The sequence below is a fragment of the Methylobacterium nodulans ORS 2060 genome (assembly GCF_000022085.1).
Taxonomy (GTDB): Bacteria; Pseudomonadota; Alphaproteobacteria; order Rhizobiales; family Beijerinckiaceae; genus Methylobacterium; species Methylobacterium nodulans.
Window position 1 is genome coordinate 3,041,871 of the sequence record NC_011894.1, and the last position, 24,083, is coordinate 3,065,953.

23 protein-coding genes and 1 pseudogene are annotated in these 24,083 nt (G+C 62.0%); 14 read left to right on the plus strand and 10 right to left on the minus strand.

From position 1 onward, the window contains the following. Positions 1 to 12 precede the first annotated feature (12 nt). The 3 genes and pseudogenes from MNOD_RS14055 to MNOD_RS43190 form a co-directional block, all read left to right on the plus strand. Entirely contained in the window at positions 13 to 513 is a 501-nt protein-coding gene (locus MNOD_RS14055; RefSeq protein ID WP_015929578.1) for a hypothetical protein, read from the plus strand. Between the two features lie 9 nt (positions 514 to 522). Then, positions 523 to 1,842 (plus strand): radical SAM/SPASM domain-containing protein, encoded by a 1,320-nt coding sequence (locus MNOD_RS14060; RefSeq protein ID WP_015929579.1) that lies wholly within the window; start codon positions 523 to 525, stop codon positions 1,840 to 1,842. A 160-nt stretch (positions 1,843 to 2,002) separates the two neighbouring features. Next, a pseudogene (locus tag MNOD_RS43190) lies at positions 2,003 to 2,317 on the plus strand (transposase); the annotation flags it as partial. A 118-nt stretch (positions 2,318 to 2,435) separates the two neighbouring features. Here MNOD_RS43190 and MNOD_RS14070 read toward each other — a convergent pair. After that, on the minus strand, positions 2,436 to 2,951 hold the full coding sequence (locus MNOD_RS14070) for an HU family DNA-binding protein (RefSeq protein WP_341874491.1): 516 nt from the start codon (positions 2,949 to 2,951) through the stop codon (positions 2,436 to 2,438). 267 nt (positions 2,952 to 3,218) lie between these two features. Further along, positions 3,219 to 3,878: a hypothetical protein gene (locus tag MNOD_RS46490; RefSeq protein ID WP_157091460.1), complete on the minus strand. Its 660-nt coding sequence runs from the start codon at positions 3,876 to 3,878 to the stop codon at positions 3,219 to 3,221. 331 nt (positions 3,879 to 4,209) lie between these two features. Between MNOD_RS46490 and MNOD_RS14075 the strand changes: the two genes are divergently transcribed. The 6 genes from MNOD_RS14075 (at position 4,210) to MNOD_RS14100 (ending at position 9,937) form a co-directional block, all read left to right on the plus strand. Then, positions 4,210 to 4,416 carry a hypothetical protein gene (locus MNOD_RS14075; protein ID WP_015929582.1) on the plus strand — a complete coding sequence of 69 codons (207 nt, stop codon included), beginning with the start codon at positions 4,210 to 4,212 and terminating at the stop codon, positions 4,414 to 4,416. Between the two features lie 72 nt (positions 4,417 to 4,488). Next, positions 4,489 to 4,935: a transposase gene (locus MNOD_RS14080; protein WP_244424729.1), complete on the plus strand. Its 447-nt coding sequence runs from the start codon at positions 4,489 to 4,491 to the stop codon at positions 4,933 to 4,935. A gap of 308 nt (positions 4,936 to 5,243) precedes the next feature. Next, complete coding sequence (locus MNOD_RS14085; RefSeq protein ID WP_015929583.1) at positions 5,244 to 6,944, plus strand: molecular chaperone HscC; 1,701 nt, start codon at positions 5,244 to 5,246, stop codon at positions 6,942 to 6,944. Positions 6,945 to 6,949: 5 nt separating this feature from the next. Continuing rightward, a complete protein-coding gene (locus tag MNOD_RS14090; RefSeq protein ID WP_157091461.1) occupies positions 6,950 to 8,218 on the plus strand; it encodes a J domain-containing protein in 1,269 nt (422 codons plus the stop codon). A 487-nt stretch (positions 8,219 to 8,705) separates the two neighbouring features. Beyond that, on the plus strand, positions 8,706 to 9,515 hold the full coding sequence (locus MNOD_RS14095; RefSeq protein WP_015929587.1) for a class I SAM-dependent methyltransferase: 810 nt from the start codon (positions 8,706 to 8,708) through the stop codon (positions 9,513 to 9,515). A 149-nt stretch (positions 9,516 to 9,664) separates the two neighbouring features. Next, positions 9,665 to 9,937: a DUF2312 domain-containing protein gene (locus MNOD_RS14100; RefSeq protein WP_015929588.1), complete on the plus strand. Its 273-nt coding sequence runs from the start codon at positions 9,665 to 9,667 to the stop codon at positions 9,935 to 9,937. A gap of 141 nt (positions 9,938 to 10,078) precedes the next feature. On the opposite strand, the gene MNOD_RS14105 is transcribed toward MNOD_RS14100, so the two are convergent. The 3 genes from MNOD_RS14105 to MNOD_RS14115 form a co-directional block, all read right to left on the minus strand. Continuing rightward, a complete protein-coding gene (locus tag MNOD_RS14105) occupies positions 10,079 to 11,485 on the minus strand; it encodes an IS1182-like element ISMno17 family transposase (RefSeq protein WP_015929589.1) in 1,407 nt (468 codons plus the stop codon). A 422-nt stretch (positions 11,486 to 11,907) separates the two neighbouring features. Further along, entirely contained in the window at positions 11,908 to 12,924 is a 1,017-nt protein-coding gene (locus MNOD_RS14110) for an NAD(P)H-dependent flavin oxidoreductase (RefSeq protein ID WP_015929590.1), read from the minus strand. Positions 12,925 to 13,136: 212 nt separating this feature from the next. Then, positions 13,137 to 13,499, minus strand: coding sequence for an IS5 family transposase (locus tag MNOD_RS14115; RefSeq protein WP_015929591.1), 363 nt, complete (start codon positions 13,497 to 13,499; stop codon positions 13,137 to 13,139). 975 nt (positions 13,500 to 14,474) lie between these two features. On the opposite strand from MNOD_RS14115, the gene MNOD_RS49950 reads away from it, so the two are divergent. The 3 genes from MNOD_RS49950 (at position 14,475) to MNOD_RS46500 (ending at position 16,347) form a co-directional block, all read left to right on the plus strand. Continuing rightward, positions 14,475 to 14,603 (plus strand): hypothetical protein, encoded by a 129-nt coding sequence (locus MNOD_RS49950; RefSeq protein ID WP_280113458.1) that lies wholly within the window; start codon positions 14,475 to 14,477, stop codon positions 14,601 to 14,603. Between the two features lie 50 nt (positions 14,604 to 14,653). Then, positions 14,654 to 15,196, plus strand: coding sequence for a hypothetical protein (locus MNOD_RS46495; RefSeq protein ID WP_157091462.1), 543 nt, complete (start codon positions 14,654 to 14,656; stop codon positions 15,194 to 15,196). Between the two features lie 689 nt (positions 15,197 to 15,885). Beyond that, a complete protein-coding gene (locus MNOD_RS46500) occupies positions 15,886 to 16,347 on the plus strand; it encodes a hypothetical protein (RefSeq protein WP_015929594.1) in 462 nt (153 codons plus the stop codon). Between the two features lie 419 nt (positions 16,348 to 16,766). Here the strand turns inward: MNOD_RS46500 and MNOD_RS46505 are convergent, their stop codons facing one another. The 3 genes from MNOD_RS46505 to MNOD_RS43205 form a co-directional block, all read right to left on the minus strand. After that, the gene (locus tag MNOD_RS46505; protein WP_157091463.1) at positions 16,767 to 17,084 is read right to left on the minus strand and encodes a hypothetical protein; all 318 of its coding nucleotides are present in this window, start codon (positions 17,082 to 17,084) and stop codon (positions 16,767 to 16,769) included. Positions 17,085 to 17,268: 184 nt separating this feature from the next. Beyond that, complete coding sequence (locus tag MNOD_RS14130; protein ID WP_015927380.1) at positions 17,269 to 18,126, minus strand: IS5-like element ISMno12 family transposase; 858 nt, start codon at positions 18,124 to 18,126, stop codon at positions 17,269 to 17,271. 101 nt (positions 18,127 to 18,227) lie between these two features. Beyond that, positions 18,228 to 19,832, minus strand: coding sequence for a S8 family serine peptidase (locus MNOD_RS43205; protein ID WP_015929595.1), 1,605 nt, complete (start codon positions 19,830 to 19,832; stop codon positions 18,228 to 18,230). A gap of 228 nt (positions 19,833 to 20,060) precedes the next feature. On the opposite strand from MNOD_RS43205, the gene MNOD_RS14135 reads away from it, so the two are divergent. Continuing rightward, complete coding sequence (locus tag MNOD_RS14135) at positions 20,061 to 20,366, plus strand: hypothetical protein (RefSeq protein WP_015929596.1); 306 nt, start codon at positions 20,061 to 20,063, stop codon at positions 20,364 to 20,366. Positions 20,367 to 21,010: 644 nt separating this feature from the next. Next, on the plus strand, positions 21,011 to 22,969 hold the full coding sequence (locus tag MNOD_RS14140; RefSeq protein WP_015929597.1) for a mechanosensitive ion channel domain-containing protein: 1,959 nt from the start codon (positions 21,011 to 21,013) through the stop codon (positions 22,967 to 22,969). 231 nt (positions 22,970 to 23,200) lie between these two features. Here MNOD_RS14140 and MNOD_RS14145 read toward each other — a convergent pair whose 3' ends face one another. Then, positions 23,201 to 23,725, minus strand: coding sequence for a hypothetical protein (locus tag MNOD_RS14145; RefSeq protein ID WP_015929598.1), 525 nt, complete (start codon positions 23,723 to 23,725; stop codon positions 23,201 to 23,203). Next, positions 23,725 to 24,048 carry a COG3415 family protein gene (locus tag MNOD_RS14150; protein WP_043748707.1) on the minus strand — a complete coding sequence of 108 codons (324 nt, stop codon included), beginning with the start codon at positions 24,046 to 24,048 and terminating at the stop codon, positions 23,725 to 23,727. The genes MNOD_RS14145 and MNOD_RS14150 overlap by 1 nt, the downstream gene beginning before the upstream one ends. Positions 24,049 to 24,083 lie beyond the last annotated feature (35 nt).

A 24,083-nucleotide genomic window follows, 5' to 3' on the forward strand; every position in this document is an offset into this window, starting at 1 on the left:
GGGAGAACCCGGATGCGGATCATTGCGCGCATCATCCGGAAACTTCTCGCCCTGCTCGCACCGACGACGGTGTCCATTGCTGCTTCGGAGGTGCCGAAGGCCGCGACGCCTGCGCAACACACACCGTCGGTCTCGCAGCTGGTCAAACGTCTGAGCGACCAGCCCGTCCTGCGCGCGCGCTTTGCAGCAGACCCGCGCGCTGTCCTCACCGAAGCTGGGATCGATTCCGCCTCCCTGAACCTGGGTGATCGATTGAGCGACGCCGAGATCGAACAGCTCATCGGGCGATGGCGCACAGTGGAGATCTCGGCACGATTGGCGGCGTCGGAAGAGGTGAGCCAAGGTCCAACGGCGGAGCCGTCGCTCGACAAGTCGCGCAACCCGGCACCCGTCGATGGTCACCCCCCGGGGATGCAGCCGTCACCATCCGTGAAGAAGCCGGACAATGCGGGGGCGCGGCAGACGCCCCCCGTCCCTGTGTACGGCCCTCCGCCCGGCCTCCGCCGACCCTGAGGCCAGGCGTTGCACCGGCCCTCGGACGAACCGACCTATGACGGCGACCCACGCAGTCTCGCCCGCTGGCGACCGGGCGGGTCTGCTCCGCCGAGCCACGCCGTCTGGGAGATCACGCTGCGCTGTGACCTCGGCTGCCGACACTGCGGCTCGCGGGCTGGGCGAGCGCGTCGGGATGAACTCAGCACCGACGCGGCGCTCGACGTCGTCGCCCAACTCGCCGACCTGGGGCTGCGCGAGGTCACCCTGATCGGCGGCGAGTTCTACCTGCGCGAGGACTGGGATCGGATCGCCGCCGCGATCACCCGGCGTGGCATGCTCTGCAGCATCGTGACAGGCGCCCGCCAGATGACGAGGGCGCGCATCGCCCGCGCGGTTGCCGCAGGGGTCGGCAAGATCTCGCTCTCGATCGACGGGCTGGAGCAGACCCACGACTCCGTCCGCGGATCGGCGGGATCCTGGCAAGCAGCCGTGACCGCGGGCCGGCGCATCGCTTCCAGTGGCATCGACCTGTCGGTCAACACCCAGATCAACCGGCTGACGATGCCGGAACTGCCCGGCGTGGCCGACCTCCTTGTCGAGATCGGAGCGCGAAGCTGGATGGTGATCCTGACGGCAGCGATGGGGCGGGCGGCGGACCGCCGTGCGCTGATGCTCCAGCCCTATCATCTGCTGCACCTGTTTCCGCTTCTCGCGGCGATTAAGCGCGAGCGGCTCGACCCGGCCGGCATCGCCTTCTTCCCGGCCAACAACATCGGCTACTTCGGCCCCCTTGCCGAGACGCTGCGGTACGGCGCCGAGGGTGGGCACGCGTGGGCGGGCTGCGATGCCGGCGTGGCTTCACTCGGCATTGAAGCCGACGGGCGCCTGAAGGGCTGCCCGTCGCTGCCCAGTGCGGACTACACGATGGGGAATGTGAGGGACCACTCCCTCGCGCAGCTCTGGGCGAAGCGAACACCCAACCGACCGATCGCCGCGGCGGAGGATCTCTGGGGCTTCTGCTGGACCTGTCCGCATGCGACCCGCTGCCGTGGCGGCTGCACCTGGACGTCGCACGTCCTGTTCGGCCGGCGCGGCAACAATCCGTTCTGCCACTACCGCGCGCTCGCGCTCGCCGAGCGCGGCTTCGCGGAGGCGATCGAGCCGGTCTCGGTGGCTCCCGGAGAACCCTTCGACTTCGGCCGACACCGCATCGTCGAGCTGCCGCTCCCGACGGCGCTCACCGACGATCCCGTTATCGAACGGACCCTCGCGAGCCACGTTTTCGGGCTGCGTCCCGGGACGGCGAGCGTCTGGTCGCCAGATGAGCGGGAGGAGGCGGTGATCTAAATTGTTTGGTAGCGGAACGTTGTTGGGACCGAGTGCGTTGAGCGATTGACCGGAAGCCCTCCTCAACCCGCATCTCCCAAATGCGCACATGTTGTGATGACCTGGAAGCCTGGATTTGGTTTATCTTTCAAGGGAGTAGTCGGTACCAGCTGGGCTGGAGATGGACAGTGCAGCGGGTGAAGAAAACGATGCCGCTCTCAGGGTCATGTTCAATCCCCGCCTGAAGCTGGAATTCCACGGTTCGAGAGTGACATCCGATGCTGGTCTGCTGACCTTTCGGGATCTTGATGATGCCCTTGGCCTGACAGACCTGGCCGGAGAAGCCTTCACCGACATCAGGACGGGCCAGAATAGCCGCGAAACGCTGACTGCCCAGGTTCGCCAGGCGATCTTCGGGCGGCTCGCCGGATACGAGGACCTGCATGATGCTGACTGGCTGGCGCATGATCCGGCCCTTCGCTGGGCCTTCAATGGCGCCCTGCCCGGACCGGCGCGGAGGACTTTAGAGGACTGCCCGGAGGCACCATAACGCCTTCCGTACCCGCGCTTATGCGAATGGGCCGGCCTCACGCACGCAAGAGGCGCTACAGCCTTCAGCAGGTCGCACGCAACCTGCGGTCGGCTCCCGACACGGCCTCTGGATGAGCTGCGCCACCCACTTTGTCGTTCAGTCGGTGCAGCATCTCGGTCGATGCCCTGAACCTCACGTCGCGCCTAGCCGGAACCGCTACCGCTTCACCCGTGCGCGGATTGTGGCCCCGGGCGCCTCTGGCGTTCGTCTTGAACGTGCCAAAGCCGCGCAGTGCGATGCGCTCCTCTTGCACGAGAGCCTCGCCCATGCGGTCCAGGATCGTGCGCACGACGGCTTCAGCCACGCCGGGCCGGAGATGCGGGTTCAATTCCGCGATGCGTTGGATGAGCTGCGCCCTGACCATACGGTGAAGATGAAAGTGCCCTGACCGGGGCATCGCGGCCGACTGCCCGTACCCGCCGCCGGACAAGGTGCGCGGAAACCAGTATGCGCCGCGCTGCCATGCCGACTTCCCGGATCTCATTGGCCCACCTTTGCCGCCTGATCTGCCGCCGGCCTTGAGTGAGTTGAAGGCCATTCGGGGTGGGAAGGGCTGATCACCGGGTGAGCCTGCATCCACGAGATCTGCCTGCGTAACCCGCAACCTGCGAGGCGCCCGACTGCAGCCATCACGCCATCATCTGCCGGGCATGCCGTCCATCACGATGACGACTAAGCGACCGCTCGCCGCGACAACTTCTCAGCAAGAGAAAGGCTTGCTGCCTCTCACGAGAGGAGCATTTCCGCGGTCCTTAGCTATCCAACGATGTGCCAGGACCGCGGCTTCAGTGGTGGGGAGTGTTTATCACCATTCGTCTCCGGTTGGTTTTGCTCCACGGTTATAAAGTAAGTCATGTTCTTGTTGGGTGAGTCCACTTTTTTTGAGTCTATAAGGGTCATTAGTGGCTGAGGATTGAGAAGATTGACCCCTAGAGTTGATTCTCCTCATTTCTCGATTCTGTATCCGGCCTCTCTCAAATGCTGCGTCATTATCGTATTTCTCTGGCTTGGCCAGTCGATACCTCTTATTCATAATATCGGTTGCAGCACCCGCAATAACGCTCAGGTCAATGCCTCGACCTCTATTTTTCTCAAGGATTTTTTGATAAATTCGATTCGATTCTGTTTCGTATTCATCTATCGTGAGGATTTTCTTTCCAGAGGTCGTGCTCTCGCTTCTGCCGACGGACACTCCGCCTCCGACACCAGCTCCTCCACCGCCTCGCATACCCGTTCCTCCTCCGCCCATGCCGCCTCCGCCCCTCGGATCTGCATGAGCGGGAAACACAGTCAAAGCGCTGGCGAGGAGCACCAGGGCGAGGGGATATCTATGGGGGACACGCATGGACGGCTCCTTCCTTGGCATCGGACCCGCCGAAACAGCGCTGCCATCAGCGAGCGCCGCGAGGATTAGTTTCCGCCAATACTCAAGTTTGTCGCCGATTATGAGCTTGGTTTTGAACACCTAGTAACCGAGTATGCGCTCGTTTCTAAGTGCCGTCCAGCTCAATCGTCTGCCGAGCTAATCTACCCCAAAAAGGCTCAACGCAGAGTTGAGAGGCGGCTTATATTTGGAAATACGGCGTGCTGCCACCAACGCTAAGCTCGTTGCAGCTGTGTAGGTAGTGGCTTGTCGGGACTGTCTGGTTTATCGACAGCTCTCCATCGCACCTGCAATGCTATCGAACACACATTCCAGCGCTTTAGAGCCTGTACGCGAAATGAGTCTGGGCGATAGGACCCGCTCCGATCCGTAGAGGGACATAGCTGGGACGCGGTCTCACCATATCGGGCCCATGTCTCGCACCAGCCCTCCGAGCGCCGCCGATCTGCCCGCGCCCTCCGCCCGACGCATTCGCCGGTCCTGCCGCGGCGACGGCTGGGACGCCCTGGCCGACATCAACGTCTTCGTCTGTGCCGTCGAGGCCGAACTGGACGCCATGGATCGTGAGCGGATCGGCGTGCACCGCCGCGGGCGCAAGCCGGATCTCGCCCTGCGCTGACGCCTGATCAGGCTAATCTGGACCCTGAGCTTCGGCGGCCCGCAGGGGCGCCTCGCGGGCTGGCGCTCGGGTGTGCCCTTCACCACTCTGCACAGCGCCTTTGCCCGCTGGACCCGGCTCGGGCTGTGGCACCGCCAGCGCCTCGCCCTCGACTGGCGGCGGGCTTGCAGCGACGCGGTTCTGCCCTCGGCGCTGGTGGCTGACAGCCGCTCCCTGCGCTCGGCCCCGAGTGCTTGGGCCCGGGGCATCGACGGCGGTAAGCTGGTCAGGGGGGTGAAGCTGGTGGCCGTCTGCGACAAGCACGGCTCGCTGCTCGACCTCGAGCTGCGGCCTGCCAACGTGGATGACCGGGCCGGCACCCTGTCGGTGCTGCCGCAACTAGCCGCGCTCGGCTTTCAGGGTGAGCCGCTCGGCGACGGCGGCTTCATAGGGGCGCCCTTTGCCGCGGCAGCGCCCGTGCACGGCATCCACGTCTCCGTCTCGCCCGGCGGCACACGGGAAGGACAGTTCTTGCCGTGAGGGATCAGATGGGTGGTCGAGCGCCTGTTTGCTTGATTGAGCCGCTATCGCCGGCTCACCATCGTGTACGACCGCCAGCCAAACCTCCTTGCGCACGTCTGGAGTGCCACGATCTCCATCATCTCGCGGCGGCTCGTCGCCCAAACCCAGGCCCAGCAAGGGATTCAATCGCGTACAGCCTCTTTAGGCATGCTGTGGGCGACACGCCCTGATCCTTCACACGCCGAGTTCTCGTCATCAGTCCCGGCGGGAGCGACAGCTATGTGGAAACAGGCTAGGATCTGTCGTCCCAGGACAGGGGATCTGACGTGTCTGTCATTGGCATTGATCTTGGCACGACCAACTCGGTTACAGCCGCTTGGACGGTGGACGGACCGCAGCTCATCCCCAATGCCCTCGGCCGACATCTGACCCCGTCCATCGTCGGATTGGACGAAGATAATGCCATCTTAGTCGGCGAGGCCGCGCGGGACCGCCTCGTAGCCTTTCCAGAGCGAACGATCTCGTCCTTCAAGCGCTGGATGGGGTCGTCTCGACAGGTTCGGCTTGGCCGAGGCAGCCTCTTCCGGCCTGAGGAGCTCTCTGCTTTGGTTCTCAGGAGCCTGAAGGCTGATGCCGAGGCGCAGCTCGGGGAGCCTATCTCCGAAGCGATTATTTCGGTGCCGGCCTACTTCAACGATATTCAGCGGAAGGCGACCCTGGATGCGGCCCGGCTCGCAGGACTGAAGGTCGAGCGCCTCGTCAACGAGCCCACGGCAGCGGCGCTGGCCTATGGCCTTCACTCCCGACGCGAAGGGCTGTTCCTCGTCTTTGATCTCGGCGGTGGGACATTCGATGTTTCGCTGCTCGAAAGCTTCGAAGGCGTCATGGAGGTCAGGGCCACCGCGGGGAACACCTTTTTGGGCGGTGACGACTTCACGCGCGCACTCATGGACGTGATCGCCGACCGACATCGGTTGGGCAGCGCAACCTTGCCACGAAGTGATGCAGCGCGGCTCTTGCGAACCGCGGAGCAGCTCAAGCAAGCCCTGAGTTCGGCTCAGCGTGCGGAGTACCAGCTGCGGGTTAGGGGTCAACTGCTGGAGGGCGAGATCACTCGTGAGCGCTTCGAGGACGTCTCCCGACCACTATTCCTTCGCCTTCGGGCTCCGCTGGAGCGGGCAATCGGAGACTCCGGGATGAAGCTGAGGGAGATCGATGCCATCGTGCTCGTCGGGGGCGCGACGCGGATGCCAATGATCCGCACAATGTTGGCGCGTCTTTTCGGGCAGTTGCCGCTGGTGCAGATAGACCCGGACACCACGGTCGCTCTGGGCGCGGCTGTTCAAGCTGGCCTGAAGGTCCGGGACCAGGCTCTGGAAGACATCGTCATGACGGACGTGTGCCCGTTTACGCTGGGAACTTCCGTCATAGAGACGCCCCGGACGCGAGACGCGGCCCAGGTGATGTTGCCCATCATCGAGCGCAATTCGGCCGTGCCGATCAGCCGCTCTCAGCTGCTGACCACCGTGGATGACGATCAAACCGCTATCACGCTGCGGGTGTATCAAGGGGAGAGCCGCCAGCCCGATCACAATGTCCTGATCGGCGAGCTTCAAATCCCGATCCCGGCCGGGCCTGCCGGCAAGGAGAAGATCGAGGTCCGCTTTACCTACGACATCAACGGCGCACTTGAGGTGGAGGTCGTTGCGCTTTCGACCGGCGCGCGGGAGCGGCGTGTCTTCCGAAACGCCGCAAACCTGTCCGAAGCCGAGCTGGATCAAAGGTTTGCGGCCCTGTCGCAGATCAAGGTGCCCCCTCGCGAGCAGGCACCTAGCCGTGCCCTGCTTGCCCGCGCCGAGGCTCTCTACGAGGAGCTATTAGGGGAGCAGCGCGAGATAGTCGCCATGCTGATGAGCCGCTTTGCGCGCGAGATCAACGATCCCGCGATCCGCGATCACGACCGGATCCGCACCGAGTTCAGCGCCGAACTCGATCGGATCGAGCGAACGACGTTTCGGCTCGTGTGATCTCCATGTCGGACGCGTGGACAGTCCTCGGGCTTGAGCCGACTTCCGATATCGGAGCGATCCGGCGGGCTTACGCGCGCAAGGTGAAGGCAGTCCGGCCAGATGCTGATCCGAACGGCTTTCAGCGCCTCCGTGAGGCGCGTGACAGTGCGCTTCGTCAAGCGTCAGGGCTCCGGCAAGTCGAAGCCCCGCTTGCACCCGAAGCGATGATTTCAACAGAGCCGCTCACCGGCATTGACGAGGATGGACCGGAGGCGGCCCCCCACGAAGGCGGTCCGGCGGTCTCCATTCGGATCAATGGGTTCGCGGAACTCGAGGCCGCAGCAGGCCACTGGGAGAAGGCTCAGGAACTCGCAAGACGCTTGGGCTCGATCGCTGGATCGTCATGGGAAGCTGTCGATGCGGTGGCCTACTCCGCGGTTCTGCAGGAAGCGAGCACTCTGCCCCAAGGCCCACGCCAGGAGGTCGAGGCCAAGGTGGTTGAGCTGCTGGGCCGGAAGGGGCAGCCTGAGACCGGGCCAATGTCTCAGGACTACTTTAACCGGCTTTGCCCGTTGGTGGTTCAAGCCGCGACCGTATTCGATTGGTGTCACGACGACTCCGTCATCCACGCCGTGCTTGGGCCACGGCATGGTGCCGCTTTTCTCACGCTAATCCGCGAGGCGCTCTTTGCAAGCGACCCCAAGCGCCAGTGGCCGGGAAGCGAGAGCGGTCCCGAAGTGATCGAGTTTCTGGATGAGCGCGATGCTCGCGCCTTCTTTGAGGCTACGCCCCAATATTTGTCGGCCTACCAGTCCCTCCGGAGCCGAGGTGAATGGCCGGTGTGGCTTGACCCCTTCGCCGGTGCCTTGCCATGGCTGTGGGCGCTGCGACGTCGCCGGTGGATCACGCTTCTGCTAATCCTCTGCGCCTTGTGGATTGCGCTCGGAATAGCCCAGCTCTCCGATCCGGGAAGCCGCGCTTACTATGTGAGCCCCTGGTTCGTGATCCTGTCCGTGCTCCTTTGTCTCGGACTACATTTGGCTGTGGGGTTGGGAGCCGATCGGATCATGATGTCGGCTGCTGTGCGGGCCTCCCGTGCAGCCAGTCGAGCGCGCCTGTTCGACCCTGTTCAGCGCGAGCAATTCTTACGCGAAAAGGGCAGACCCATTGGCTGGGGCGCCTTGGCTTTTCTGCTTTACATCAGTGTCGTCCTGAAGTTTGTACCCTTCATCCTGCTATTCGGGCCCTATGTTGGGATCATTGCTATTCTGCAAACCCTGGTGCGGATGTAATTGTGCGGGCCGCAACACTGCAGTCGTTTTCTTCCTGCACCAACCTGCACTGTCATATTCCGGGCCAAAATGGGACAGTTCGAACCACATTCTTCGTGGAGCCGAACCGCTGAACCGCGGGGCCTAGTTCACAAGCTCGAAATCACCGGGCTTCCACGTCTTGTCGAACCACGGCTGAAGGGGCGCATGGATCTGAGCATAGTGGGCCAGCATGTCGCGCATCACCCCGACCTCCCGGGAGCCGCAGGCGGAGCAGCGGAGGCGCAGCGCGAGATCGGGAAAGGCCAGTCCGCCGGAAAGCGATGGGGTTGCGGCGCTGCCTTTTGGGTTGCTCGCGTCGGTGACTTAGTGCTCGCGAATTGCCGAAAGCAGCCTGAACGGACCCAAACAGACATCATACCTGTGGGCCCGGGCTCCACTTCGCTTCCTAACGATGAGCGGTTGTGGTATTATGTGCTACAATCTGTGATGTGCGACGAGTGGTCCGATGACTGCACCCGACAAGCTGTTCGCCGGATCAATCCCTCAGATCTACGACCAATTCCTAGTCCCACTCATTTTCGCGTATTACGCACTGGATCTCGCCAAGCGGCTGTCCAAGCTTGATCCGCAGGATGTGTTGGAAATTGCCGCAGGAACCGGCGCCCTCACACGAGCGATGGCGTTACAACTTTCCGCGTCTGCTCACGTCGTCGCAACCGATCTCAATCAGCCAATGATTGATTATGCAGCGCAGCGCTTGCGCGATGATCGCGTAACATGGGGGCAGGCTGACGCCTTGGCGCTGCCGTTTGAGGAACAGAGCTTCGACGTTGTGGTCTGCCAATTCGGCGTCATGTTCTTCCCTGACAAAGCTCAGGGCTACAGGGAAACCTACCGGGTTCTGAGGCCAGGGGGGCGCTTCCTCTTCAACATATGGGACCAGATTTCAGCAAACGAATTCGCCGAAACGGTCACGGAGTCGTTGTCACGACTCTTCCCGGACAGCCCTCCTTGCTTCCTGGCCCGCACCCCGCATGGTTATCACGATGTGGACCGCATCAGCGAGGATCTGAAGACGACGCACTTTAAGGACATCTCTGTCGACATCGTGGAGGGGCGGAGCACGGCCCTCGCGCCGCGTGACGTTGCGGTTGCCTACTGCCAAGGGACACCGCTGCGAAATGAGATCGAAGCTCGCGATGCCTCTCGGCTAGAGGATGCAACGGAGCAGGCGGCCGAGGCTTTGGCGAACCGGTTCGGCCGTGGCGCTATCGAAGGCCGGATCCGAGCCTTCGTGATCACCGCGTTTCGCTGATCGGATGACCCAGTCCGCGCGGTACAACGCGGCGGGCCCCTCTCATGAGGAGGCCCAGCAGCACCTGTTCGTCAGGTAGCAAGCGGCACCAGCTTAACGCCTCGCTTACCGCGATGTCCGACGTTGCTCGTCCGTAGCAAGGAGCAACTATGAGCGAGACGGCTGGCATTCCTAGCAACCGCTTTCGCAGCATCATTGAGCGGGTCGAGAAGCTCGAAGAGGAGATCAAGGAGCTCAACGAGGCCAAGAAGGAGATCTTCCTGGAGGCGAAGGGCGACGGCCTGGACGTGAAGATCCTCAAGGAGATCATCAAGCTGTGCAAGCAGGACCAGGACGAGCGCGACGAGCACGAGACGCTGCTCGACGTCTATCTGCGCGCCATAGACGCGCCCACGCCGGCTCCGAGCGCACAGGCGGCTTAGCGGTCGGCGACGGGCAGCAGGCGTCAGCACTTGTTACCATTTCAGCTTTCGAAAAGTGGCGCGTTTTGACTGCCATACTGCTCATCCTGTGGAGATTGGGGCTGTTGAAGAACCCGGCATGTGACGGCACCGAGCAGTGGTTCAGCGGCCGACGATGGCAATCAGCGCGAGGGCCGGCCGAACGGACCGGGCGGGCTCTTCTCCCGTGCGGACGAGGTCCAGCAGCCCCAAGAAGTGGAGCAGGACACGCCAAAGCGAAGCCGCGAGGCGCTTCAGGTTCACCGCGGCTGCGGTCAGGAACGCTTGGATGCGCATGTTCGCCAGCCCGCGACGCACGGCACGCGCGAGCCCGTGCCACGTCTTAGCCTCGCCGTGGAAGCCTTCCGACCGCCAACGGTGGCGCTGGTAGAGGCGCTGGTCCTCGGCCGACCAGCGTTCGCGCCGCCGTCGTGCCCGCAACAGGGCCGGATAGTCCGCGCTGATCATCACCGCGCGGGCACTGCGCCCGCGGGGAAGACAGAGCTTCGCCAGCGAACAGGATCGGCAGTCACGGCTGCGCGCCACGAAGAAACGGCCATGCTTCTGGACCTTGCCAGGCGTGAGGATTTTGCCGCGCGGGCACGTCACGATGTTGTGGCGTGCGTCGTAGCGGAAGCGGCGCAGCGGCACGGCCGAGCGGATCGGCTCGGCCTTGGTTGGGATGAGTGGGTCGATGCCGCGCCGCTCCAGCCCGCCGTAGACCTTGGCGTAGGCGTAGCCCGCGTCCGCCGTCGCGGTGACGATGGCCTGTCCCGTCGTCGCGGCGGTCGCATCCAGGCGCGCTAGGATGACCTGCCCCTCGTTCAGCTCACCGGTGGTGACCTCAACGTCGAGCACCACGCCGCGCACGTCATCGACGACCGCATGCTGCTTGTAGGCAGGTTCCAGGCGGCGATTGCGCGCGTTCGTGGCCATCGTCGCATCGGGATCAGTCGGGCAGACCTTCTTATAGCGGCCGGTCTGCTTCGCGTTGCGCTCGGCGAGTGCAGCCGCGTCGCTGTTGCTCTCGGCCACGGCTTCCACGTGCTCGGCAACGAGGCTCTCCCAGCTCACGTCGGCGCGGATCAGTGAGGCGTCGACATGCACGACCTCGCCCTTGGCGATCCCAGCTGACACGCAGGCCTGCACCGTGCGCTGGAAGATGCGCTGGAAGCGCTCGGCCCCCCAGCGGCTGCGGATGCGCGTCAGAGTCGAGTGGTCCGGCAGCGCCTCGTGCAGGCCGTAGCCTGCGAACCAGCGGATGGCGAGGTTGACCTGCGCCTCCCGCAACAGGCGCCGGTCGTGCACGATCCCGAGCAGGAAGCCAGCCAACATCAGCCGCAAGGCGGCCTCCGGGTCGATGCCGGGCCGACCGTTGTCCGCGCAATAGAGGTCGGCGACCTCAGCCCGCAGCCATGCGAGATCGAGGACGCGGTCGACGCGCACCAGGATGTGGTCGTCGGGGAGGAGTTGGCGCAGCGAGCCCGTAATGAAGAGCTCGCCCTGATCGCGTTCCTTGTGGCCGAGCATGCGCAGCTCTCCGGCAGCCTCGGCGAAGTGAATCAGGCCGCAGGATCACTCGCCATCGCAGCCGAGACTTTATCAACAGCCCCAGATTGCTGAGGCGACCAACTGACAAGTGCGAAAAGGCCTGCTCGGAGCGGCGCTCCCCGCGCGCTCTAGCCCTCACCTCTGTCCAGTGCTCTCGCACCGGCCCAGGTACCCCAGCGGCAGCAATGCATTTACGGCCTCTGTGGTCAGCCTTGCGGGATCGTGCCATGAGTGTTGGTGGCGAAATTGATCAGAGCGTTTTCAAGAGGATCCGTGGAGAGCATTGCCTTCCTGGCAGTGGGCGATCTCAGTTGGGCCGTGTCCATGGATTCCGTCAAGTACAACCTCAGACCAACAGAACTTTCCCGATCCGCCTCTCTTTTGCTTCGAGGCGGAGTGGCTTAATCGCGGGCGGCTAACTGGGAGAGGAGGCGCTGGGCGCCTTCCACCAATTCACGGACGACATCGGCAGCAGGCTTGATCTCCTGGACGAGACCGACGCTCTGGCCTGCGAGGAAATCCATGGACTCGATATCGCCGGAAGCATCGGGAGTGGGAGGAAATCCCATGAAGCGCAGGAGCGGCACGGGCTGGCCGCCAATCCGCGTCTCGCCGATGCGGGGCTCATCAGGTCGCTGTTCGCTGCCACGCGCCTCTTCGGGTAACCAGCGTTCGACAAACGGGGTGCGCAGTGTGCGGTGGGGCGCGTCCGGCCAGCCATGGCCGAAGAGGGTCGTACGCACGGTCTGATCTTCTGTGGCTGCTAAAATTTTCTGCTTGTACACCGGATGCGCGTAAGCCTCCGGCGTGGCGATCAGCCGTGTGCCGATCATGATAGCCTGTGCGCCGAGCGCCAGGGCGGCAACGAGCCCCCGGGCGTCTGCGATCCCGCCGGCTGCGATCACAGGACGCGGCGCGATCGCGTCTACGGTGCGTGGCAGGAGCGCCATCGTGGTGACCTCCCCAGCGACGTGACCACCCGCTTCAAGACCTTGTGCGACGATGGCATCGACCCCGGCCTGGGCCGCCCGTTGAGCATCGGCCACCGAGCCTATCTGATGAATCACCTTCACGCCGGCCGCGTGCGCTCTTGCAACATACGGCGTCGGGTCGCCCCAGAAGGTGGAGAGCACCGGGACCTGTTCTTCTAGGCACAGGTCAATGACGGCCTCGACTGGGAACGGTAGATGCGGCCCGCGCAGCAGAACGTTGATACCAAACGGCCTGTCCGTCAGGGAGCGCAGGCGACGGATGTTCTCGCGCAGCACGGGTGGTGGGTTCCCACCAAACGACATGATGCCCAGACCGCCGGCATGGCTTACCGCCGCAGCCAGTTCCGGCCCGGTGACAGGTCCCATGGGGGCGGTAAAGATCGGCCATTCGATCCCGAATGTTTTGCACAGCGGGGTACGAAGCATGGCCTCCTCCCAAATGGCGTGAGGAGCTTCAGGCGAGCAGAGCCCAACTCGACTCCCAGATCAACCTTTTTGATCAAGATTCGGCAGGAGCGCGGAGGGTCGATGGTATTGAAGCGGATGATGACTGGGCTGTCGTGCTGGAAGTAATTGCGGCTTGTTGGTCGGACACTTCGAAAACCCTGTACTGCCTGAACTCGGACTGCGGCCTGTCGTCACTTGAGCCAGTCGATCGTGGCAGTGAGGCAAATCACGCGAAGGAAGCTCGAGGCGGTTTTCTCGTAGCGGGTGGCCATAGCTCGCCGCTCCTTGAGCCGCGCCCAGAGCCGGTCGACGCGGCTGCTGTTAATGTCGATCCTACGGAGGCAGGCGACCGGCGCCTCATGATGCTGCGGCGGGATGGCCGCGCGTGCCTCTAACCTCCAGAGGTGCAGGCGAAAGCGATAGCTGGTGTAACCGCGGTCGACCGCGACCCAGAGCGGCACGCTGGGCAGCTGGTCCAGGGGCTGAATGGCGGGAGACAGTTCATGCACCTGATCGGGCCGTGATCCGGAAGGCAAGTGCGCGACCGGCCGCATCGGTCATCACGCAAGCCTCGGATAGCCATACCCGCCTGAGAGCGGTCAGGAGCGTGCGGTGGCCCGAAATCGTCCACGAAGCGCCGGCAGTTTCGCGAGCGTCTCGACCCACTCCTCGGGCCGGAAGCCAGGGCACGGCGGCTGTCCGGGCGACAGGCTGGCGAGCCCGCGGCTCCATGCGAGGACGGTGGGGGAGAGGTCAAAGTCGGGCTCGGTCATGCGACGGGTAGGTTAGACAAACTGGCGGAAAAGCCCAAGCTTCTCAAAGGTCGGTTAGACAGCTTCGCTTTGCGCTAACATATTGAAAACAAATGATATACAACGCTCCTGAAAATCGCAGTGTCGGTGGTTCGATTCCGCCCCTGGGCACCACTTATCTCTCAATGACTTAGGTGGTGCTTTCTCATCCTATTTCTGAGGCGTGTTACCGCGGTCTGTTTCCACTCTGTCCTGGTCTCGATCGGGCCACTCTCGCGGCAAAGGGCATGAGCACAAGCTCCCCGTTATCCGATCCCTCCCCCACGGTCCTCGAATGGAGCCGCGGGCTCGCCAGCCTGTCACCGGGCCAGCCCGCCATGCCCCGGCTTCCGGCCGGACGAATGGGCCGAAACGCTCGCGAACTGCCGGCGCTTCGTCGACGATTTCGGGCCCGAAGCTGACCGGCTCGGCTGGGATATGATCAACCCTGTTCGGGGTCCACCCCAAGTCGGGAGTGATCCGCGGCGACTGGTCGGGCGTGCTGCTGCCGTCCACCTACCCGGTCCTGGAGGTGCGGGCCGACTTCATGCGGAAGCACCTCTGGACGATCCCGCGGCACAAGCCGGGGCGGTATCGCGGGATCCCGGTGTGGGAGTTCGGGCGGAGCTGGCGCACAACTATCGCGAGAATTGCACAAACAGATAAGGCCGGGCGCTTGTAGAAACGACCCGGCCTCGTTCACCATCGGAGATGCAAATCACCCGATGGATGAGGGAAATGATCACCGATCACGATCGTTATGACAACGGGCTCAGTGCCTTGGCGCGTCCGCCTTATGCGCAGCGCCAGCGTTGCGATCTTTCTTGGCATTCGATGATCCAGCGTAAAACGCCCAAAGAATTGTAAAGCAGATCCAAATAGCAAAAACTGCGAATGCAGCGATCATGACTAATTCTATGGACGTTCTGCTCATAGCATTCAACCTGATTTATTTAGTTTGCACTGGCATAGCGGCGTATGCAAGTGTGAAGCTATGGCGGTTGAACAACGCGTTTGAGCGCGGCGAGGAAAACACTACGCTAAGACGAAAGGCAAATCTGACGTATCTTGCATCGACCGGACTCGCTGTTATCGCAACGGCTGGGATTTTTATCTTTGGTCTGATCTCCCGATGGGATAAGGATCGGGCCCTGGAATTGTATAAGGCTGAGGCCGCTCAGAAGGTAGCACAAGCCAATGCTACTGCCGAGAGCGCCCGCGAAAGCGCTGCGAGGGCAAACGAGAAAGCCGAAACCGAAGCTGTCGAACGGCTTAAACTTGAAAAGAGTTTCGCATGGCGCAAGTTGGACAATGAACGACTTTCTGAGGCAGCGAGAGTGCTTTCTCGCAAACCGTCACGCGTAAACATGCTTGTCATACCTAACGATCCGGAGTCAACATACTTTGCGAACCAGATGAAATCTTTGTCTGATAAATCAGGATGGACTGTAAATGTCTGATTTCCAAGCATAAACGGCCATATCTTTTCAAGGTATCATAAAAAAACAACAAAAACAAAGACACATTCCTAACAAGTGAGGCGCTCCGGGTGGTTGGAGCTGAGTTCTCCGAAGGCGAAATCCCTGAGTACGGTATGTTTTTCGGCGAAGTTGACCAAAATGCTCCGGTTACAATTCTTATTACACCCAAACGACCGCCTATTTGATATACAAATGCCGTATCCGTCTTACAGACTGTTTGAGAATACAGCTTGAGCACAAGATGTCGTAGCCGTGCGATACGGTAGCCTACGACCCATTGTGGTTCACACGCATTCTCAAACGGGCACTTAGCGAACTCATATGAGGTCGAGATGCTGGCAAAGCAGAGCGTGCCCGAAGCGCAGCGGCGCAATGCGGTGCGCACCGCGATCCTGCTGGCGAGGCCGGTATGACGGCGAGATTGATTTTGACGCCACCGAGTACGGCAGGGTATCTAGAGCCCATTGATTAAGGATCATTGCGATGCCTAAGTACCCGACGTTCCCCGTCCGCCTCTATAACCAAATCAACGATTGGCTGAATGAATTCTGCCCTGGTGCTACAATGACGCCTGTTAAAACGGGCAGATCCAAGGTTAGTGTTTCTCTGAGTTTTCGTCCCGGGACTGATGATACTTACTTCTGGATGAGGTGGAGCGGCGAGACCTTATGAGTCGCCGCAACCCACGCCGCGCCTACGATGAGCACGGTGCGGCCCGCGTGCTCGCCCTCGAGGCGCGCCTGGAGCCGCGGCGGGGGACGGCGGCGCTGATGGTGGCGGTGCTGGGCCTGCCGATCGGCGCGTCCACGATCAAGCGCATCCGGCGGCTGCTTGGCCACCACTACATCGCCGACCACGCCGCCTGGTGGGAGGCGCGGGCGGAAGATCTGGCGGACCTCACGATCGAGGCCTTCGCAGCGCGTCACGGCTGCTCGGTCGGCGGCGCCTCGCAGGCGCGGGCTGCCCTCTTCGGTCCATCGCTGCGCCCGGCCGGCTGGTGGCGGGCGCCGGACGTGGCGGCGGTGATCCTGGCGGACCGGCCACGGGCGGACATCGCGGATGACCTTGGCATCTCGGTCGGGACGGTCGGGCGGCTGAGGTGGATGCTGCAGCAGGACCGTCGCAGATAGCGCTTGCCCCGACAGTCCCGCAGCTCGTAGCAGCCGACGAGCGCCCGCACCTCCGCGGCCGTGAGGCGGTAGACGACGCAACTCCCTCGCATCACCGCTGCCGTCCAGACCTGCCCACTGCGCGCCGGATCGTAGGTCACATCGATTTGATCCCCCGCAACCTCGAACTGGCTGTCGTAGGGCAGCGCCCAGGCCCGCATCTCCCCTTTGTGGTCGCACGCCCAGACGATCTGCAGGGTGGCATCCGCACCGGCCATCGGCTCCCCTCCATCCACGCGAGACTCGCGCAGGCGCCGATGATAGAACAAAATCAGAACATGCAAGCTGCGGTGTGTGCTATATCGCGACCATCCGCTCCACCCTTACGGGTCCAGAGTCTAATCCGAAGCTACATGCGCTACATGCATAGCTGCTTGACTTCACTGACTTTTGTTTGGCCAGATCGCAGCAACATTTGGCAGATCAGCCACGCGTAGGAGCTGTTTTCCATTCGCCTCAATAACAAAGCTTCCCGAGGACGCGAGGAAGTTTTCTGGTGGCTTGCCGGTGATCTCCTCGATCGCACGCCGCACATCGTTGACGCGTCGGTTGACCTCTTCGGGATCCGGCTCTGGCCCGACAAGCTGGAAGCGAGAGACGCGAACGTCTCCGCTCGACCTGGGTATCACTGGTTCCAGCTTCGGATTAGGTAGGCTAACCTCGACCACGGCAACCAAAGGCGACCCGCTCTCGTTCATCACCTCTCGGCGGAGAGTTGTCGAACGGATTTTGTTCAGTCCGTGCTTTGGTTCATTGAACCCAGACACGTTAGCAAACTCCATTATGGATGGCGCGATCGGTTGATTGCCTACCCTCCTTTAGGAGACGAGGTATTTGCGTCTAGAATGACACTTATACGCCTTAGAGTCCGTTGGGAAAGGGTCATTTCATAGTGATTGACGCGAGAAGCCGAGTTATAGAGGCGAAAAGCATAGCCGCCGCCGAGATGTGAAGCAGCGTATCGTAATCCAGCTTGAGACGGCGCGACACCGTGAGAGCGCCGATGCTTTGCTCAATCCGCCATCGTTTCGGCAGAAGCACAAAGCCCTTCCCAAATTGCGGCCGTACGACCACTTCCACGACACGGCTCGTGCCAGCCTGAACCGCCTCAATGAAACGGGCCTTGTACCCACCGTCCACCACGATTGTCTTGATCCAGGGACAGAGACGAACCAAGCGCTTGACGAGCGGGATCCCGCCCTCTTGATCCTGAACGTTGGCCGGAGTGATCATCACCGCAAGCAGGCGTCCGTCGCTGTCGACCGCCAGATGCCGCTTGCGCCCCAGCACTTGTTTCGCCGCATCGTACCCGCGCTCGCCTTGCGGGGCGTCACACTTCACCGCCTGGGCATCCACAATCGCCAGCGTTGGACTGGCTTCTTTCCCGGACTTCTCACGATCCCTCATCACGAGATGATGGTTGATCCGGTCCATGTGGCCGCCATCGGTGAGCAACCGCCAGTAATCGTAGCAGAGACTGGCGGGCGGCAGATCCTTTGGCATGGCATCCCAGGGAATGCCGTACCGCTGCACGTAGCGGATGCCGTTCATGATGTCCCGAATAGGATAGGTCCGGGGCCGCCCGATCCCCTCCGCGACAGGAAGCAGTGGCTCCAGGGTGAGCCACTCGTCGTTCGTCATATCACTCGGGTATCTCTGGCTGCGACGATCATAGCGCGGCCGATTTGCAGCGGTCCAGACCAAGGAGGGGCCATTCATCCATTCGAGACGAGCAGACATGCTCTATCATCCCGCATTTTCTCTTGGCCACCCTTTCCCAACGGACTCTTAGGCTTTCATCATACCGTCAAGATCGATTGCGAAAATTCTCCCTTTACCACTCAACAGTACCCCAAATCGCGGGCGAAACCTAGTGCCCTCAATACGTCGATTCGACCGAAGCCAAATCTGTGATTCTGCCCGGATTCTCCTAGTTCCTCGGCGGATCCTGTTAGTAAGTCCTGGATTAGACCGGCACGCTGGAAGGACGGAACCTTTTGCTTAATCTTTGTCCCGCTAAGAAGAAGGGCGATCGCCCCTGCAACATGGGGCGCCGCCATGGATGTGCCGTTTAGATATTCCCACTTGCCACCCGGCACTGACGAGTAAACAGCAACACCAGGGGCCGACACTTCCGGTTTTGAGTAAATGATCGGCAACTGGTTGGCCGGAAAGAATTGAGAATCCCGGATTACGACAGTGCGACCGCCGCTAAATCCTGCTGCCCGGTCCATGTGGTCTGTGGCGCCAACTGCGAGTGCTAAAATATCATTGCCAGGGGCACCTGTGGTCTGACTGCCTGAATTCCCTATGGCGGTAACGACAGGAATGCCGAGCCGGAGCGCCCTGCTTAGTGCCCTGGTGTAAGGCGGCGGAACCTCCGCCGTGAGCTCGACGCTGCCAAGTGACATGCTAATGACGTCTACTTGGCGCTCTACAGCCCAGTCTATGCCAGCAAGAATTTGGGCGAGTGTGCCGCCCCTGCTCCCATTTAGGACAATTCCGGCCGCAAGTTTCGCTTTCGGAGCCACACCGATCCAGCGACCGCTCTTGTCCCCCCCGCAGATTGTGCTAGCGCAGTGCGTGCCATGCTTGTCCGTGTCATGTGGAACTGAGCCCGGCACCACCCGTCCTTGCTCATCGAATTCAGCCCAGTGAGCAATTTTGCCCTTCAGATCTGGATGATTCGGGTCCACGCCGGTATCGAGGAGACCTACTAGGATATTCTGGCCACGGCAGCCGAATGCACCCCAGGATGATAGCGCACCGATGGAGCGCAATCCCCAAGCACTGATTCTATTATCCTCTACAGTACCAGGGACGCTCTTCGGGGTCGCCACGGGTGGAAGCGATAAACGCTGGTTCGGGAAGACATCCTGAATTGGCATGTTAAAGCTAACTAGGTCCTCGACCAGCCTCTGCAGGCCTTGATCTTGCACTTTCAGGAGGACGCTAGAAGATGTCCAGAAGCCGACGGGCTGGGAGGCAGGCTCCTGTCCTGGCATATTTGTAACTAATTTCGCCGCATTCTGGACAATGTCTGAATTGGCAATCATATTGACGGCAGGCCTTACCACTTTCTGGAGGGCCGCCGCAAAGGGAGCAGAGGTAAGCGCTCCCATAGCCGCGCCAGTAAGGTTGGGGGCTGCTTGCGCTAGGTACGCAATCAAACTGCGGTCTTCATTCTTCAATTGCTCCAGGGCAGCATTTCTTTTCCTTGGCGTGTCGCTGTTCGCATCGCTCAAAAATCTTCTAGATACTGGAAGTAGATCTCGCGCGGAGTTTGAGACGCCACGCCGCTGAAGGGTCTCCAACAGCCCTGTGGTAAAATCATCGTCGTCCGCATCTGGACTTTTTATTGTTACTATAACCTCGTGAACCTCTTCCTCCGCTGTGTCCCTGATGAACTCAATCCGCCTTTGAAGGTGCCTGCTGAGATTCACCATCTTTTCCTCCGCGTTGTGCAGCGGTTATCATTGCGTGATCACGAGGAAGCTCTGATCCGCTAGTCTCATGTGAAAACCGAAATAATAGAATGCCAATTTGGTGCAAGGTCAAGTGGTGCTGCCAGATATGGCGCAACGTCTGACCCCAATTTTGGCCAATCAAGCGTCGGGCAGCACCCTGGGAGCGACAAAGCCCGCGCGGTTGGGGTCTGGACCCATAGGGGTGGGGTGGCAGGCCTGTTGTGCGCCGAGGGCATCACCACGGTCGAGGTCTACTGCCGGCGCATCGGCTGCGGGCACCGCGCTGTCATCGCGACGGATCGATTCCCGGATGATCTGTCCTCGGATCGCTTCGCCTTCCGCCTGCGCTGCTCCCGCTGCGGGGCGCGCCGACCGGAGGTCCGCCGGGACATCCTGGCCCACTATGCTCAGATCCATGCCGAGACCGGCTGGGGCATGAGGGCGTCCGGCCCGCTGCCGGCGCACCACAAGGTGGTCGGGCGAGACGTGCCGTGGCCGGATGAGAAGCGCTGAAACGAAGAAGCCCGGCGCGGCGGCGCCGGGCGGGCTTGCTGGCGCGGGGCGCGGGGCGCATCAAGATCAAAATCCAATCGCCTTGGCCATGAAGGGGCCGCAAGGGGTGGATAGAGGCCCTCTACGCCTTCCTGCAATGGCTGGGGCTGACCCCTTGCTGACGTTCGCGGCGCGTGTCGGGAACGTCCGGTTGCGAGCGTTTTCCAGACCTTTGATTTCCTGACAGGGTTTCCTCACACAGACGGCTGAGGGGCTGGAGCGCCTGGCAGGGCGCAATTCGCGTGGAAGGTTTCCCGTCGTTTTCTAAACAGGCCATTTCAGGATCTGTCGAGTAGGGCGTGTCTCCAGGGTTCATGCATGAGAGCTGGCAAGACTCGTCACGAGTGTGCCAGCGACAGTATAGGCTGGCACGCCAAGAGAACTGGCACATCTGACCGAGGACTTGGCAGAGTAGTTCGCGGCATCGGGCGGCCTGTATGTCAAGGGAAGGCCATACTGCTCAGCTGGCAGCATGCCTCGTGCGTGAACCCTGGGCGTGTCCCGATGAGCTCCAGCGTCCATGCCTGCTTAGCAACTTTCGCCCGCTGCCCTGGTCAAGTAAGCTTCGAAGCTGTCCCAGCTTCGAAGACGGGACACCCCCTGCTGTGTTCGATCGAAACTGCTCACACCCGACTGATGTTTTGAGGACAGCCAAGGCCGTTCAACTCGGCTTCCTGATCGTCATCCTGACCGCGAGGGATGGTCTGGCGAGTGCCTCCCCGAACTCCGCTGACTGGTCCGAGGAGGTGATCGAGCCGCTGGAGCACGTCGTGGCAGTGTTCTCGGCGGGGCTGCGGGAGCGGCTCACGCGGGTCGGCGCGACCGGTGCCGACCTCGACGTTGTCGGGTCCGCTCTCACCGCCGCCGGCTGGTCTCCGGCGAGGCTGCTGGCCGGCGTCGTCGCTGTCTTGGTCACGGGCCTCGCGGCTCACTTGGTGGCAGCCCGCACTCTCGGTGTGGCGATTGAGGGGCGCGACAGGTGGATCACCCGCTCCCTTCTCACGGCCGCCTCCGCACTGGGGGCGGGTCTCATCGCAGCCTACTTCGTCTCCGGCGAGGCCGAGGCCGCGCATCGCACCTTCCGCGCGTGGGCGCTCGTCGTCCCGCTGGCCGCGCTCGCCTCGACGCTGATCCGGGTCATGGTGGTGGTCGCGGCGCCACCCCCCTTGCCGCGCAAGCGCCTCTCCCCACTCGCCAGCGGGCTCGCGGCGGCGGTGGCATGGGCGCTCGGCGGCATTGCCGTCCTGACGACCCTGGCAGCTTGGGGCGCCGGAAGCGGCCTGCGGGATCTCGTCGGAACGGCGTTCGTCGCATTGCCGACCGCCGGTCTGATCATCACCGCCTACGGTCGTTCACGCAGACCCCTCGCGGCCGCGCTCGCCGGCCCGCGCCCCCGAACCCACGGGCGGCGGTTCCTCGCCCGCCGCTGGCCGGCGATCGCTGTCAGCATCGTCGTCGTAACCGTCGTCGTGTTGCAAGTGGCACGCACACTTGGTCAACCCCTGCCGGCGCTCGCAACCCTGGTCACGCTGACCCTCGTGCTGATGTGGCCCCACGTCGACGGGCTGATCGCGGTCTGGGCCGAGCGGGGCTTCAGGGCTGACGCGGTGCCGGCGGCCTCCGTCGCGGCTCGCCGCACCGCTCGCCTCGCGCTCGCCGCGCTGATCGGTGCAGCTCTCATCGCCATGTGGGGGGCACCCGCCGCCTCGGGGTTCGGCATTCGGCTCGGGACGCTGGCCCAGGCCACTCTGGGGATTGCGGCCATCATGCTCGCGACCGCCTACCTCTGGAACCTGATCGGTGTGGCCTCTGACCGCCTCCTGACCGAGGAGAGAGCCTCGCAAGGAGGACACGTCGGCGACGAGGTCGAGCAGGCTCCGCGCTCGCGGCTCGGCACGCTCCTGCCCCTCGTGGCCGGGGCGGCGAAGGCGGGGCTCGCCGCGCTCGCGGCGTTGTCGATCCTCCTGGCGCTGGGGATCAACGTGTGGCCCCTGGTGACCGGACTGTCGGTTTTCGGTCTCGCGATCGGCTTCGGCTCACAGTCCCTGGTCAAGGATGTGGTCTCGGGCCTGTTCTTCCTTGCCGATGACGCCTTCCGCTTGGGCGAATACATCGAGACCGCTGGTGCCAAAGGAAGGATAGAGAAGATATCGATCCGCTCAGTCTCGCTTCGACACCCGAGAGGAGCGCTCGCCACAATCCCCTATGGTCAGATTGGAAAGGTGCAGAATTACAGCCGCGATTGGGTCATTGAAAAACTGGCCTTCCGGGTCGCCTTCGACACAGACGTCGAAAAAGTGCGTAAACTCTTTAAGCAGATCGGGCAAGAACTCGCAGACAATCCGGAATTTAAGATGGATCTTCTGGAAACATTTAAGAGTCAGGGTATTGCCGCAGTTGAGGATGGCACACTTGTCATTCGTGGCAAGTTCAAGGCCCGCGCCGGTCATCAATTTGGGATACGCAAAGCCGCGCTTGCTGCTGTGCAACGCGCCTTCCACGATAACGGAATAATTGCTGTTGCACGGCCAGTTGTACTTTCCGAAACACAGCATGAAAAGTAAATACTTCCACTTCTGAGATCGAAAAATGAGAAACTCTCTCTGTCTCTCTTTGCTAATGCACAACTGCCGCTTGGCTTTGCACATAGCGGTAAGCGTCCTATACCCGCATAGACCTGATGCTGCGTTACTCACCTGGTTCCATACGCCGGTCTTATGCGAATCGGCCGCCCTCGCGCGCACTCCTTGCTCCTGGTTCACCATATTGGGCAGCCACGCGTTCGTCCTGAGACGTTAAGGCCCAGCATTTTCAATATTCGCTAGGCTGCCGAACCCGTTGAATGTCATGAGCGGGCCGTCCCAATCATCAATGAAACCAGGAGGAAAGTAAGCAAGGCAAGGCTTGTCCTTGCTGTCGGAATAATTTGTATATTGCTTTTGAACGCCAGCTTTCACTGTGGCCTTGGCGTTTTTTGCAATAGCGCCCATGAAGTCGAGGTGGCTACCCGCAAAACAGGCAGCAATAAGAATTTCGTCTACGTAGGGTGCAATCAGTCCGAAGTGGACAGCATCCGCCTTGCGAATACCCTTGCCGATGTCGAGAAGCGGCTGATCCATCGCACCATGGCAATTGATCACCAGAGTGCGCCGCCTGCCTGGGAACCGGCTGCGGAAGTCGGCCAGCACGGAAGCAACGTTGTTCAGGAGATCGCGCGCGCCCACATCCGGCGTGACAATGCGCGTGTTCTCCATCTTGTACCAAGGCTGAGGCACGTCATGTGAGTTCAGTGCCATTGCAGGCTGATCGATCTTAATCATCAGTTTGGCTTCCCACGGCTACGAGTCGAGCCGATCAGGCGCCTGTTGTGTACGCGTCTACCGACGCGTTCCGTGATGCACCTCATAAAGAGAGTCCGGGCGGTTGCACGGCTGCGCACCACCAGACGCGACATCGACTGGGGCAGCATCGTCTTGCCGAAACGGGCCTCGATGAAGCGGCACAGGTCCGGCAGGGTCCAGCTGGACGGCTCGCCGCGATCCGGATCGGGCCCGCGCAGGATGTGGTGGACCAGCACCGCCTGCTCGCCGTCCGTCAGGCGCTCCGGCCGGCGGCCGGGCGGGTGGTCGATCAGGCCGGCCAAGCCTTCGGCGTTGAAGCGCTTGGCCGCGTTGCAGA